This is a genomic window from Pseudarthrobacter sp. GA104, assembly GCF_009741265.1.
In the GTDB taxonomy this organism is placed as follows: domain Bacteria; phylum Actinomycetota; class Actinomycetes; order Actinomycetales; family Micrococcaceae; genus Arthrobacter.
The window spans coordinates 3,957,433-3,970,024 of the sequence record NZ_WOWL01000001.1 but is presented as its reverse complement, the minus strand read 5'-3'; the positions used below and the strand labels follow the sequence as shown (position 1 = coordinate 3,970,024).

Sequence of the window (12,592 nt, the reverse complement as noted above, 5' to 3'; positions counted from 1 at the left end):
GAGTGATCCCATGACACGCAAAGTAGTCATTACCGGTCTGGGTGCCACCACGCCCATTGGCGGCGATGTACCCACGATGTGGAACAACGCGCTCAAGGGGGTCTCCGGTGCCCGCACCCTGGAGGACGACTGGGTGGCCAAGTACGAGCTGCCTGTCCACTTCGCTGCGCGCTGCAGCACCCCGGCCCTGGACGTGCTCAGCCGCGTCGAAGCCAAGCGCATGGACCCCTCCACCCAGTTCGGCGTCATTGCGGCCCGTGAGGCCTGGGCCGATTCCGGCATCACCGAGTTCGACAAGGACCGCCTCGCTGTTGCCTTCGCCACCGGCATCGGCGGTGTCTGGACACTGCTGGACGCCTGGGACACGCTCAAGGAGAAGGGCCCCCGCCGTGTGCTGCCCATGACCGTTCCCATGCTGATGCCCAACGGTGTCGCCGCTGCGGTCAGCCTGGACCTCGGTGCCCGCGCCGGCGCCCACACCCCTGTTTCGGCCTGCGCCTCGGGTACCGAGGCGCTGCACCTGGGCCTGGATTTGATCCGCTCGGGCAAGGCGGATGTGGTCATGTGCGGCGGCGCCGAGGCTGCCATCCACCCCATGCCCCTGGCGGCATTTGCATCCATGCAGGCACTTTCCCGCCGGAACGACGATCCCCAGGGGGCATCCCGCCCCTACGACACCGCACGTGACGGGTTTGTCATGGGCGAGGGTGCCGGCGCACTGGTCCTTGAAGCTGAGGAACACGCACTGGCGCGCGGTGCGCGTATCTATGGCGAACTGGCCGGAACGTCGGTCACTGCCGACGCGTACCACATCACCGCTCCCGACCCCCAGGGCCTGGGCGCCACGCGTGCGCTGAAGGCCGCCATGTTCGACGGCAGGATCCAGCCCGAGGATGTGGTGCACGTCAACGCGCACGCCACGTCGACGCCGGTGGGCGACAAGCCTGAATACACCGCCCTCCGCGCCGCCCTCGGATCCCATGTGGACAATGTGGCCGTCTCCGCCACGAAGTCCCAGATGGGGCACCTCCTGGGCGCCTCCGGCGCCGTCGAGGCCGTACTCACGGTGCTTGCCGTGTACGACCGGAAGGCACCCGTCACCATCAACCTGGAAAACCAGGACCCGGAAATCCCGCTCGACGTCGTCACCTCCGCCCGGGACCTGCCCGCCGGCAGCATCGTCGCGCTGAGCAACTCGTTCGGCTTTGGCGGCCACAACGCCGTGATTGCCGTCCGCAGCGTCTAACGCCCCGGATTTGATCCGTTTACGAGAGGAGGCCCCGCCGGTTGGCGGGGCCTCCTCTTTGCTATGGAAAACGTCAGCTCGACGGCGGTCAGCCCACCTGGTGGAGCCAGCGCACGGGAGCGCCTTCAGCAGCGTGCCGGAACGGTTCGAGTTCTTCGTCCCAGGCTTCGCCCAGGGCGAGGGAGAGTTCGTGGTAGACGGCGGCGGGGTCACCGGCGCCCGACTCGTAGGCGTAACGGATCCTGTCCTCGGACACCATGATGTTGCCGTGGACGTCGGTGACGGCGTGGAAGATCCCAAGCTCAGGGGTGTGCGACCACCGCCCGCCGTCAACGCCCTGGCTTGGCTCCTCCGTGACCTCATACCGAAGGTGCGCCCACCCGCGCAGGGACGACGCAAGCTTGGATCCTGTCCCGGGGGCGCCGGTCCAGGACAGCTCTGCCCGGAACATTCCGGGCGCGGCAGGCTGAGGGGTCCACTCAAGATCCGTCCGCTTGTCCACGACGGATCCGATGGCCCACTCAACATGAGGGCACAGGGCCGTAGGGGCCGAGTGAACGAACAGCACACCGCGGGTCATTGCATCAGACATTCCATCCTCCATAGCTCTAGGTACGTCTTCCCCAACGACCTCTGCCTGGATGGAACTGCTGGTGCCTGCACTGCGGCGGCGTTCCTGCCTGCCTATTCAGATGTATCAGATAAAGCTGTGTCCGGACTTGCTGTGACGCGAAAAGCCGCAAGCTTCACGCAGGACTTGAAAGTTACCGGACGTGACTCTCATTGTGCCGTACCCCACGAAATTACGCCAGTGCGATTCATGGCGGTGCAGGCTCACGCCCTCGGGTGGGCCTGCTGGTAGCTCTGCCGGAGCCGGTCCACCGAGACATGGGTGTAGATCTGGGTGGTGGCCAGGCTGCTGTGGCCAAGGATTTCCTGTACGGCGCGGAGATCGGCCCCTCCGTCCAGCAGATGCGTGGCCGCCGAATGCCGCAGGGCATGCGGCCCCGAGGCCGAGGTATCGCCAAGCCCTGCGAAGAGGTCGTGGACCATGGCGCGGACCTGGCGCTGGTCCACCCGGCCGCCGCGGGCGCCCAGGAAGAGCGCCGGCCCGCTGCTGCCCTTGGCGAGCAGGGGCCTGCCCCGCCGCAGCCAGTCGTCCACGGCCAGGGCAGCGGGAACACCGTAGGGCACCGTGCGTTCCTTGTTGCCCTTGCCGATGACGCGCAGGGTGCGGCGGTCGGGGTCCAAATCATCGATGTCGAGCCCTGCCAGTTCGCCCACACGGACACCGGTGGCGTAGAGCAGTTCCACGATGGCACGGTTCCGCAGGGAAAGCGGCGCGCCCTCGGCCGCCGCATCGTCCAGGGTGGCCAGCAGCCGGGTCACCTGTGCGGCCTGCAGGACGCCGGGCAAAGCTTGTTCCCGCTTGGGAGCCTTGAGACGCAGGGCGGGATCCGCAACGATGAGCTCCTCCGCCAGCGCCCAGGCCGTGAAGACCCTTACGGAGGCGGACCGACGGGCGAGGGTTGCCCGTGCTGCTCCGGCCTGGCTCTGGTCCCCGAGCCAGCGACGGAGCGTTCCAAGATCCAGGTCCCCAAGGCGGAGGGCCCCTTCCGCCGCGGCGTGGGACAGGAGGCTCCGGACGTCGCCCAGGTACCCTCGGAGCGTGTGTGGAGAAACGGCGCGCTCGGCGGACAGGTACCGCGCGAAGGCCTCAAGCGCCGCGCGAAGCTCCGCGGGCAGTTCCTCATTTTCCACCCCCCTACTGTCTCAGTTCCAGCGCCGAAAGGAGCGCTGACACGCACCTCCTGCCCCGCCCGTACGCCCACAACGGCGGATCAGGCGCATCAGCTGGTTGCCTTTCCGCGTTTCCAGCCGCCCCGCTCCGAGACGGCCAAGCCCAGTAAACCCAACCGGCCCAAGCCGGCCCGGACGGATTCCTGGCCCAGGCCCGCGACCGTGGAGAGCTTTTCGACGGACGTGGTGGAGCGCAGCGGCAGGGCGTCCAGAAGAATCAGATCCTCCAGGGTCAGTCCGTCCTGAACGGCGGCCTGGCCTTGGCGCGCGTCAGGAAGGGCAGAACCGCTGGGTCCAGCCAGTTCGGCAACCTCGGCGGCGTCCGTCACGCAAACGGCCCCGCCATCCCGAAGAAGACGGTGGCAGCCGGCCGAGTTGGCGCTGTGCACGGATCCGGGAACAGCACCGACAGCACGGCCGAGGGTCTCGGCGTGGTGGGCGGTGTTCAGCGCCCCGGACCGCCACCTTGCCTCGACAACGACGGTAACGGCTGACAGCGCGGCAATAATGCGGTTGCGCTGGAGGAACCTGTAGCGGGTGGGGGCGGACCCTGGGGGAACCTCGGCGAGGACTGCGCCCTGGTTGCACACGGCCCGCAGGAGGTCCTCGTTTCCCGAGGGGTAGAAACGGTCCACTCCCCCGGCCATCACCGCAATGGTCGGCAGGGAATCCGACGCACCGGCAAGGGCTGCCCGGTGGGCATGCGCGTCTATGCCGTAGGCGCCGCCGGACACCACGGTGAATCCGCGCTGGGCCAGGGAGTAGGCCATATCGCCCGTGACCGATGCTCCATAGCTCGTGCTGTCCCTGGACCCCACAATGGCAACGGCTGTGGCCGCATCGGGAAGCCTCTGTTCCTGGCCCCGCCACCAGAGGCAGATAGGCTCCTGGATTCCGAGGTCTGCCAGCTGGGCAGGCCATAACCCGTCCGACGGAATGATCAGGCGCCCGCCGAGCCGTGCCATGGTTTCAAGGTCGCGTTCGGGAGCGAGATCGGGGACGCGGGGCTTCCAGCGTTTGAGGGCGTTGGCCATCCCGGCCCAGACCGCGGCCGAACCGCCGTCCGTGAGGAGTGCGGTAATCTCCCGCTCCATATCCGGCCCTGCCGCCACCTCGCCGGTAGCGATCCGCAGTGCGTCCACCGCCCCGGCAACCTGCACAAGGGCCAGACCTGCCGCGTCCTGCGGCTCCATCAATCGCGAGAGGGCGGCACGGGAACGCCGTTCGATGTCCCTGGCTACTTGAGTCATGCCGCGGCCGCCGCTGCCTGCCGAAGGCCCAGGGCCTGCCCGATGTCGTTGGTGTCCGGCTGTTCCCGGTGCCCGAGGTCTGCCAGGGTCCAGGCCAGCCGGAGCACCCGGTCGTAGCCGCGGGCCGTGAGCACGCCCCGTTCCAGCGAATGGTCCAGGATGCGGGTCACGGCCGCCGGCAACCTAAGCTCACCCCGCAGGATGCGGCCCGGGACCTGTGCATTGGTCTCCAGCCCATAGCGTGCCAGCCGCTCGAGCTGCCGCCCCCGCGCGCCGCGCACCCGGCACGCCACGGTGGCGGTATCTTCCTCCGCTCCGGCTTGTCCGAAGTCGGCCAGGGAGACCCGTTCCACCTGCAGCTGGATGTCCACGCGGTCCAGGAGCGGCCCGGACATCCTGGCGAGATACCGCCGACGCATCATGGGTGTGCAGGTGCACTCGAGTCCCTTTCCGGAAGCTTTGCCGCAGGGGCAGGGATTTGCCGCGAGGACGAGCTGGAAGCGGGCGGGATAGGCGGCGGTTCCGGCTGACCGGTGGATCACCAGCTCGCCGCTTTCCAGCGGTTGGCGCAGCGCGTCCAGCACCCGGCGCTCGTACTCCGGGGCCTCGTCAAGGAACAGGACGCCCCGATGTGCCCGGGAGGCCGCCCCCGGCCGGGGAAGCCCGGAGCCGCCGCCGGCCGGGGAAGCCCGGAGCCGCCGCCGATGATGGCAGCCGCGGTTGCCGAGTGGTGCGGGCTTTCGAACGGCGGCCTCCGGAGCAGCTGGACTGAGGAGGAAGGCAGCCCGCACAGCGAATGGATGGCTGTAACCTCCATGGACTCATGGTCGCCAAGATCGGGCAGGAGCCCGGGCAGGCGTTCCGCCAGCATGGTTTTCCCGGCGCCCGGCGGACCCGTCAGGAGGAGATGGTGCGCCCCGGCGGCCGCCACCTCCAGCGCACGCCGTGCATCGCCTTGGCCCGAGACATCGGCCATATCGGGGTACACCCCCGATTCGCCGGCTGCCTCGTCGGCACTGTCCGCGTCCTCGGGTTCGAAATCCAGCGCGAGCTCCTGGGGGTCTGCGCCGAAGTCCAGTGCCAGCCTGGCCAGCGTGCTGTACCCCCGCACCTTGGCATCGGGGACCAGGGCCGCCTCCGCGAAGTTCGCCTGTGCCACGACGATGTCCGGATACCCGGCCTGCACCGAGGCCATCACGGCCGGCAGGATGCCCCTGACCGGGCGCAGCCTGCCGTCGAGCCCAAGCTCCGCGATGAACACGGTCCGCCCCGTGGGTTTGATGTCATTGGCGGCGCGGAGCACTGCCATGGTGACGGCAAGGTCGAATCCCGAACCGCGTTTGGGCAACGAGGCGGGGATAAGGTTGGCGGTGATTTTCCTCCGGCTCAGGGGAATCCCGGAGTTCTTCGCGGCGGACCGGATGCGCTCCTTCGCCTCGTTGAGGGAAGCGTCGGGGAGGCCGAGGAGGACGAACGCCGGGAGGGTCTGGCCGATGTCGGCCTCAACCTCCACCATGTATCCGTTCAGCCCCACCAGGGCAATGGAGTAGGTGCGGCCCAGTGGCACTTATCCCACCCCCTTGAGGTGTTCCACCAGGGGTGTCCCGCCGCCGTCGTCTATCACCGCGATGACGTCAACACGCCGGAGCGGCATCCGCAGCTCCCGGTCCCTGCACCACGCAGCCCCAAGCCGGTGGAGCCGCGCAAGTTTTTCCGGGCCCACGGCTTCGAAGGGATGGCCGTAGTCCAGGGTGCGGCGGGTCTTTACTTCGGCGATGACCAGGGCGTCGCCGTCGAGGGCAACTATGTCTATTTCGCCTTCGGTGCAGCGCCAGTTACGCTCAACCACCAGCATGCCCAGGGTTTCAAGATAGCCGGCGGCGAGGTCCTCGCCGTGCCGGCCCAACAGGTCTTTCGATTTCATTTCTACCTCCGCAACCAGCCTGTGGTGTCTGGAGCACGGAGGACAGGACGATGACCGCCTATGTGGATTAAATGCGGTCAGGTGCCCCTGTGCAGGAGGAGTCCGCTTTACGGGAGGGTCCGTCCGGCGGAACGGACCTAGTTGCCCAGGTCGACGTCCTTGGGAAGGGAAAGTTCCTCGTTGCGGGGCAGCTCTTCGACGTTGACGTCCTTGAACGTGAGGACCCTGACGCTCTTGACGAACCTGGCCGAGCGGTAGACGTCCCACACCCACGCGTCCTGCAGGGTGAGGTCGAAGTAGACTTCGCCGTCGGCGCTGCGCGCCTGCAGGTCGACATGGTTGGCCAGGTAGAAGCGGCGTTCGGTTTCGACAACATAGCTGAACAATCCGACCACGTCCCGGTATTCACGGTAGAGCTGGAGCTCCATGTCGGTTTCGTAGTTTTCAAGATCCTCAGCACTCATGCTTCCATCTTGCACCATCGGCGGGGCCGCCGCTGCCCGCGCCGGAGCACTCAGGCGTCGACGGCGGGATCCTCGCCATCCGGATCTTCACCGTCCGGATCCTGCCCGTCCGGCAGCCCGCCGTCGAGCAGGTCCCCGCCGAGCAGGCGCCAGCTGACCCGGTGGTAGGGCGTCGGCCCGGCAGCGCGGAGGACGTCGCGGTGCAGGGCCGTGGCGTAGCCCTTGTTGATGTCCCAGCCAAAATCGGGGAACTCGACGTGCAGTTCCCGCATCATCCGGTCCCGTTCAACTTTGGCGATGACGCTTGCCGCCGCGACGCTCAAGCACTGCATGTCAGCTTTGATCTTGGTATGCACGGGGGCGTCACAGCTGGCCTCGACAACGGGTTCGTCGAACAATGACAGCTGCTCAGCGGGGGAAAGCCAGTTGTGGCTGCCGTCCAGGAGCACCGCCTCCGGACGGATGCCTGCCTCGAGAACCTCCCGCCAGGCCCGTGTTCCGGCGAGGCGCAGGGCGGCAATGATGCCGATGGAGTCGATTTCCTGGGCGGAGGCATGGCCCACTGCCGAAGCCACGCTCCAACGGCGCACCAGCGGTTCGAGCCGCTCCCGTTCGGCGGGGCTCAGGAGCTTGCTGTCCCGCACGCCGGCCAGCGGCTTCTGGCGTTCCAGGTCCACCACGGCAATGCCCACGCTGACCGGGCCGGCAAGCGCGCCCCGCCCCACCTCGTCCACCCCTGCGAGGTACCGTATCCCCTGTGCCTTGAAGGTCCGCTCGTGCCTCAACGTAGGGGCCTTTGCGCGCGCGGGCGGCCTGGCGGGACCCGTCCCGGGCTTGATTGCCGTGGACATGGTCAGGGCGCCGCCGGCACGTTCCGGAACACGTCCGGGTAATTGCCAAGGGTGGTGATGCGGTTCAGCGGCCAGGCAATGACCGCCGCCTTGCCTTCGAGGTCGTCAAGGTCGATGAACCCGCCGTCGGAATCCATGTGGGCACGGGAGTCGGCGGAGTGGTTCCGGTTGTCGCCCATCACCCACACCTTCCCTTCAGGGACAACTACATCGAAGGTGCGGATCTGCGGAACCTCGGCGGGGTTGACGTAGCTTTCGTTGATTGCCGTCCCGTTAATGGTCAGTTTACCGCCGGCATCGCAGCAGACCACATGGTCCCCCGGCAGTCCGATGACCCTTTTGACCAGGTGCTGTTCAGAGTTGTCCGGCAGCAGGCCGACGAATGTCAGGCCGTCCTGGATCCAGGTGAAGGGCCCCTGCTCCTTTTCCGGCGCGGCAGGCAGCCAGCCCTTGGTGTCCCGGAAAACCACCACGTCGCCGCGGCTAAGCGAGAACGGTTCAGGCACCAGGAGGTTGACGAAAATCCGGTCGTCGACGTCCAGCGTATTGACCATGGACTCGGACGGGATAAAGAACGCCCGGAACAGGAACGTCTTGATGAGGAAGGACAGCACGACGGCGATCACCACCACAGTGGCGATTTCCTTCAGCCAGGCGAGGACCGGGCTGCCAGCGGATTTCCCGGCTGCCTTAGCGGCAGAGCGGCTGTCGGCGGCGACGGGGGCAGGCGCCTCGGGATCCCGGGCGGCCGTCACCGGAACCGCATCGGCGGGTGTGCCCGAAGCCCCGTCCTGACGTGGTTCAGGAATCCGCGCGTGGTTCTCGGGCATCTACTGTCCGTTCTCTGTTGTTGGTCCTGCCGCAGGCGGACGTGGTACTGAAGCAAATCTATCAAGGGGCCAGATGATCTGGACCGGCCTGCCGATAACCCTGTCCAGCGGGACCATGCCGCCGCCGGGGGCACCGAGCAGGCTTCGGGAATCGGCGGACAGCGAGCGGTGGTCACCCATCAGCCAGAGGCGCCCCTCCGGGACCACGACGCTGAACTTCTGGGTGCTGGGGGCGTCACCGCTGAAAATGTACGGCTCCTCCAAGGGCTCGCCGTTCACCGTCACATTGCCGCCGGCGTCGCAGCAGGCTACCGAATCGCCCGGCATGCCGATGACCCTTTTGACGTAGGTTGTGTCGCTGCCCGTAAGGCCGGCCCATTGGGTAATGGCGGCCGCCGCATCCATGAAGGGGCCGTTGCCGCTCTTGAGCGGAGCGAAGGTACCCCGGCCGTCAAAGACGACGATATCCCCGTGCCGGACCGGTTCGTCCCGGAAGTCGGTCCGGGAAACCAGGATACGGTCCCCGCCTTCCAGCCCGGGCTCCATGGAGGCAGACGGGATGAAATAAATATCGAGCCACAATGAGCGGACCAGTCCGCTGACGGCAACAGCCAGGAAGACGGCGAGGAACGCAAAACGCCAGCCCATTTTTCGGGGCTGGCGTTTTGTCTGGTCCATGGTCCGTATCCTGGGCGCTGGTGCTGGATGGCTCCGGCGCTGGCCGGATACGGCTGCGGCCCAGCCTCTGTAGGTCCGAAGGGACTTACTTGGCGGTGCTGAAGTCGCGCTTTTCCTTGATCTTCGCAGCCTTACCGCGCAGTGCACGCATGTAGTAAAGCTTCGCGCGGCGGACGTCACCCTTGGTAACGACCTCGATCTTTTCAATGATCGGGGAGTGAACCGGGAAGGTACGCTCCACGCCGACACCGAAGGACACCTTGCGGACGGTGAAGGTTTCGCGGACGCCTTCGCCCTGGCGGCCCAGGACGAAGCCCTGGAATACCTGGACACGGGTGTTCTTGCCTTCGATGATGTTCACGTGAACCTTGAGGGTGTCACCGGCGCGGAACGCGGGAACATCGGTACGCAGCGAGGCTGCATCGACGGAATCGAGAATATGCATAATGTGCACTCCTGGTGAACGCCACAGGTCATTCACTTTGGGTCACGGCAGGCAAGCCCGGACGCTGGTGGCGTACCCGGAGATTGCTGCCGAAAGTTAAGTGGTCCGGCCGCTTCACTGGTTGACGGGGCCGGTTGTCTTGGCTGTTGGTTGCGCTCCCCCTGTGGCAGGTGCGGACCCAGCAGACACAAGGACTAATTTTGCCACATTGCGGAGGCTACAGCCAATCCCCGGGGCCGCCGCCGAAAAATGGCTGCCCCGCCGCCCGCCCTAGGACCTGGATGAGTCCGCCTGGGCGCCTTCAGCACCGGGGCGGCGGCGCAGGCGCCCGTCGACGACGTCGTACCCCAGCTCCTGCAGTTCGGCGCGGTCCGCGCGCGGCAGCTTTCCGGCGTCGAACGTTTCAAGGAGGTCCGGCCGGCGCTCCGCCGTCCGGCGGAACTGTTCGTGCCGGCGCCACTGCGCGATCTTGCCGTGGTTGCCGCTCAACAGGACGGCCGGCACTTCACGGTCACGCCACACGGACGGTTTCGTATAGACGGGATACTCCAGGAGCCCGTCGGAGTGGGATTCCTCCACAAGGGACTCGGGATTGCCCACCACGCCCGGCAGGAGGCGGCCGATGGCCTCCACCATGGCCAGGACTGCCACCTCGCCGCCGTTCAGGACGTAGTCCCCCAGGCTGACGGGACGGACGTCGAAATGCTCCCTGGACCACTCGATGACGCGTTCGTCAATGCCCTCGTAGCGTCCGCAGGCGAACGCCAGGTGCTCCTGTTCCGCCAGTTCATAGGCCAGCGCCTGGGTGAAGCGCTCCCCGGCGGGCGAGGGAACTATCAATACCGGCCGGGCCGCCCCTTCCGGGCGGTCTTCGGCAATCGAGGCCAGGGCCTGCGCCCACGGTTCGGGCTTCATGACCATGCCGGCGCCACCGCCGTAGGGGGTGTCATCCACCGTCCGGTGCCGGTCCGTGGTGAAGGAGCGGAGATCGTGGACACGCAGGTCCAGGATCCCGTCCTGCCTGGCTTTGCCGATCAGCGACAGTTCCAGCGGTGCCAGGTACTCCGGGAAGATGCTGACGACGTCGATCCGCATCTACGCTTTGCCTTCCGGCTCCGAAGGGGCTGCTTCGGCCTCCGCGTTCAGCTCGAAAAGACCCTCCGGCGGCGTCAGGAGGATGTAGCCCTCCTCGATATTGACTTCCGGAACAATCTGTTCGACGAACGGAACCAGGATCTCGCCGCCTTCCGGAGTGGTGACCATCAGCAGGTCCTGCGCGGTACCGGTGTTGAGGGCGGCAACCTTGCCCACAACCGTTGAGCCCACCCGGGCCTCCAGGCCGACGAGCTCGTGCTCGTACCAGCCCTCGTCGTCGTCCTCCTCCAGCTCCTCGGTTTCGATGAAGAGCTTGGCACCGCGGAGGGTTTCCGCTTCATTGCGGGTTTCGATCCCGTCGAAGCCCAGCAGCAGGATGTCCTTGTTCCAGCGGGCACTGTTCACGGTGAGCGGGCCCACGGCCGCCGGTTCAACCGTGAACTCGGCGCCCGGGACAAACCGGTCCCCAGGGGCATCGGTCAGGACCTGGACCGTTACTTCCCCGCGGATGCCATGGGGTTTGCCGATTCGTGCCACCTGAAGCTGCATGTGTTCCTCTGTTCGGGTTGTGGTTAATCCACGGTGTTCTGGTGAAAGCACTCCGGCCCCTCCACCGCGTTGGTGGAGGGGCCGGAGCTAAAACTGATATTGCCGAGCGCTCAGCGGCGGCGGTCGGTGTCGACGACGTCGACCCGCACCGGCTCCCCGCCGGCCAGGGCTGCCACCACGGTGCGCAGTGCACGCGCCGTGCGGCCCTGGCGGCCGATCACCCGTCCGAGGTCGTCCTGGTGAACACGCACTTCGAGGGTGTCCCCGCGGCGGTTGTTCTTGGAGCTGACCTTGACGTCATCCGGGGAATCAACGATTCCGCGGACCAGGTGTTCCAGCGCTTCTGCCAGCAATCTACTCAGCCTCGGTGGTCTCTGCTTCGGCCTCGGCGGGTGCTTCGGCTGCATCAGACTTGGATGCCTTCTTGGTGATGGCTTCCGGGATGATCACGGAACCCTTTTCCGGGGCAACGAAGGCAGCCTTCTCAGACTTGGTCTTCAGGGTGCCTTCCTGGCCCGGCAGGCCCTTGAACTTCTGCCAGTCACCGGTGATCTTGAGGATCGCGGCGACCTGCTCGGACGGCTGGGCGCCGACGGACAGCCAGTACTGCGCACGCTCGGAGTTGACCTCGATGAATGAGGGCTCTTCGGTGGGGTGGTACTTGCCGATTTCTTCGATGGCACGGCCGTCACGCTTGGTGCGTGAGTCCGCGACGACGATGCGGTAGTACGGTGCGCGCATCTTGCCAAAGCGCTTAAGGCGAATCTTTACGGCCACTGTTGTGGTCACTCCTGTTTCAGAAAAGGGGGTGAACCCGGCTTTCTGCACCCGTGGGGCGGGCCATACTTGCGGGCTCGAAGGACAGGATCCTGACGCGGAGAGAGGGGCCACGCAGATCGAGTACCTGTTTATTGTGCCAGATCAGCGTTCGGATTTCGACTTGACACGTCCGGGCGCGGCCCCGCCGCGCCCGGACAGACGGGGCAGGAACGGCTCAGGCGGACCAGACGTAGAGGCCGGTGCGCTCCGAGTCGGCGATTCCGCTGGCCATTTCAGCGAGCTGCCGCACGTAGGTGCGCGCCTGGGCGGCATCGAAGGGCATGTCATCCTGCGCCGCCCACTGCTCAGCGACGTCGTCGAGGACGTCGCCCTCCCCTTCGGTTTCATAGGAGAGCAGGTCGGCCAGGGCACGCACCATCGCGGGCGGAACCGCAAGGAGCGAATCGCTCGCCACGTCCACCATGGTCAGCTCATAGTCTGCCCCGCCGGCATGGACGGCGGTGCCGGCCAGGTCGCCCAGCTGTTCCACTTCAAAGTCGCTGATTCCCGGGATCCGGACCGCGTCGCCGGCAGGGGCGCTGCCGCCCTTGTCCAGGATGCCGCCGCGCTTGAGTGCGGCGTCGTGGGTGGCAACAAAGATTTCGGTGAAGCCCATGGGAAGTGCCCTCATTCCGTTGACG

General features: G+C 66.6%; 15 protein-coding genes and 1 pseudogene. 1 reads left to right on the top strand and 15 read right to left on the bottom strand.

The genetic code is table 11. The features are described from left to right. Nucleotides 1-10 precede the first annotated feature (10 nt). Nucleotides 11-1,246 carry a beta-ketoacyl synthase gene (locus GK109_RS18150; RefSeq protein WP_157241922.1) on the top strand — a complete coding sequence of 412 codons (1,236 nt, stop codon included), beginning with the start codon at nt 11-13 and terminating at the stop codon, nt 1,244-1,246. Between the two features lie 88 nt (nt 1,247-1,334). Here GK109_RS18150 and GK109_RS18145 read toward each other — a convergent pair whose 3' ends face one another. From GK109_RS18145 to GK109_RS18075, 15 genes and pseudogenes are all read right to left on the bottom strand, one after another. Then, nucleotides 1,335-1,838: a DUF3145 domain-containing protein gene (locus tag GK109_RS18145; protein WP_157241921.1), complete on the bottom strand. Its 504-nt coding sequence runs from the start codon at nt 1,836-1,838 to the stop codon at nt 1,335-1,337. Between the two features lie 242 nt (nt 1,839-2,080). Further along, nucleotides 2,081-3,007, bottom strand: coding sequence for a tyrosine recombinase XerC (locus GK109_RS18140; RefSeq protein ID WP_370460681.1), 927 nt, complete (start codon nt 3,005-3,007; stop codon nt 2,081-2,083). 89 nt (nt 3,008-3,096) lie between these two features. Beyond that, nucleotides 3,097-4,296 (bottom strand): DNA-processing protein DprA, encoded by a 1,200-nt coding sequence (gene dprA / locus GK109_RS18135; RefSeq protein WP_157241920.1) that lies wholly within the window; start codon nt 4,294-4,296, stop codon nt 3,097-3,099. Further along, nucleotides 4,293-5,863: pseudogene (locus tag GK109_RS18130) on the bottom strand (YifB family Mg chelatase-like AAA ATPase). The gene dprA and the pseudogene GK109_RS18130 overlap by 4 nt, the downstream one beginning before the upstream one ends. Next, the gene (locus GK109_RS18125; RefSeq protein WP_157241919.1) at nt 5,864-6,220 is read right to left on the bottom strand and encodes a YraN family protein; all 357 of its coding nucleotides are present in this window, start codon (nt 6,218-6,220) and stop codon (nt 5,864-5,866) included. It lies immediately after the preceding pseudogene. Nucleotides 6,221-6,357: 137 nt separating this feature from the next. Beyond that, nucleotides 6,358-6,684, bottom strand: coding sequence for a DUF2469 domain-containing protein (locus GK109_RS18120; RefSeq protein ID WP_157241918.1), 327 nt, complete (start codon nt 6,682-6,684; stop codon nt 6,358-6,360). Nucleotides 6,685-6,734: 50 nt separating this feature from the next. Continuing rightward, on the bottom strand, nt 6,735-7,535 hold the full coding sequence (locus GK109_RS18115; protein WP_157241917.1) for a ribonuclease HII: 801 nt from the start codon (nt 7,533-7,535) through the stop codon (nt 6,735-6,737). 2 nt (nt 7,536-7,537) lie between these two features. After that, nucleotides 7,538-8,365 (bottom strand): signal peptidase I, encoded by an 828-nt coding sequence (lepB, locus tag GK109_RS18110; RefSeq protein ID WP_157241916.1) that lies wholly within the window; start codon nt 8,363-8,365, stop codon nt 7,538-7,540. Next, nucleotides 8,366-9,043, bottom strand: coding sequence for a signal peptidase I (gene lepB / locus GK109_RS18105; protein ID WP_157241915.1), 678 nt, complete (start codon nt 9,041-9,043; stop codon nt 8,366-8,368). Nucleotides 9,044-9,128: 85 nt separating this feature from the next. Beyond that, entirely contained in the window at nt 9,129-9,488 is a 360-nt protein-coding gene (rplS, locus tag GK109_RS18100; RefSeq protein ID WP_050054723.1) for a 50S ribosomal protein L19, read from the bottom strand. A gap of 270 nt (nt 9,489-9,758) precedes the next feature. Then, complete coding sequence (gene trmD, locus GK109_RS18095; RefSeq protein ID WP_157241914.1) at nt 9,759-10,583, bottom strand: tRNA (guanosine(37)-N1)-methyltransferase TrmD; 825 nt, start codon at nt 10,581-10,583, stop codon at nt 9,759-9,761. Further along, nucleotides 10,584-11,132, bottom strand: a complete 549-nt coding sequence (gene rimM, locus GK109_RS18090) for a ribosome maturation factor RimM (RefSeq protein WP_157241913.1) — start codon at nt 11,130-11,132, stop codon at nt 10,584-10,586. A gap of 110 nt (nt 11,133-11,242) precedes the next feature. Beyond that, entirely contained in the window at nt 11,243-11,485 is a 243-nt protein-coding gene (locus GK109_RS18085; RefSeq protein ID WP_018759999.1) for an RNA-binding protein, read from the bottom strand. A gap of 1 nt (nt 11,486) precedes the next feature. Next, nucleotides 11,487-11,909, bottom strand: a complete 423-nt coding sequence (gene rpsP / locus GK109_RS18080; protein WP_321213791.1) for a 30S ribosomal protein S16 — start codon at nt 11,907-11,909, stop codon at nt 11,487-11,489. Nucleotides 11,910-12,126: 217 nt separating this feature from the next. Further along, nucleotides 12,127-12,567 (bottom strand): hypothetical protein, encoded by a 441-nt coding sequence (locus tag GK109_RS18075; RefSeq protein WP_197432591.1) that lies wholly within the window; start codon nt 12,565-12,567, stop codon nt 12,127-12,129. Nucleotides 12,568-12,592 lie beyond the last annotated feature (25 nt).

Bases quoted from the DNA above. Each gene is read 5' to 3' on its own strand.
- GK109_RS18150 (WP_157241922.1), top strand. From the start codon at position 11: ATGACACGCAAAGTAGTCATTACCGGTCTGGGTGCCACCACGCCCATT.
- GK109_RS18145 (WP_157241921.1), bottom strand. From the start codon at position 1,838: ATGTCTGATGCAATGACCCGCGGTGTGCTGTTCGTTCACTCGGCCCCT.
- dprA (WP_157241920.1), bottom strand. From the start codon at position 4,296: ATGACTCAAGTAGCCAGGGACATCGAACGGCGTTCCCGTGCCGCCCTC.
- GK109_RS18125 (WP_157241919.1), bottom strand. From the start codon at position 6,220: ATGAAATCGAAAGACCTGTTGGGCCGGCACGGCGAGGACCTCGCCGCC.
- GK109_RS18120 (WP_157241918.1), bottom strand. From the start codon at position 6,684: ATGAGTGCTGAGGATCTTGAAAACTACGAAACCGACATGGAGCTCCAG.
- GK109_RS18115 (WP_157241917.1), bottom strand. From the start codon at position 7,535: ATGTCCACGGCAATCAAGCCCGGGACGGGTCCCGCCAGGCCGCCCGCG.
- lepB (WP_157241916.1), bottom strand. From the start codon at position 8,365: ATGCCCGAGAACCACGCGCGGATTCCTGAACCACGTCAGGACGGGGCT.
- lepB (WP_157241915.1), bottom strand. From the start codon at position 9,043: ATGGACCAGACAAAACGCCAGCCCCGAAAAATGGGCTGGCGTTTTGCG.
- rplS (WP_050054723.1), bottom strand. From the start codon at position 9,488: ATGCATATTCTCGATTCCGTCGATGCAGCCTCGCTGCGTACCGATGTT.
- trmD (WP_157241914.1), bottom strand. From the start codon at position 10,583: ATGCGGATCGACGTCGTCAGCATCTTCCCGGAGTACCTGGCACCGCTG.
- rimM (WP_157241913.1), bottom strand. From the start codon at position 11,132: ATGCAGCTTCAGGTGGCACGAATCGGCAAACCCCATGGCATCCGCGGG.
- GK109_RS18075 (WP_197432591.1), bottom strand. From the start codon at position 12,567: ATGGGCTTCACCGAAATCTTTGTTGCCACCCACGACGCCGCACTCAAG.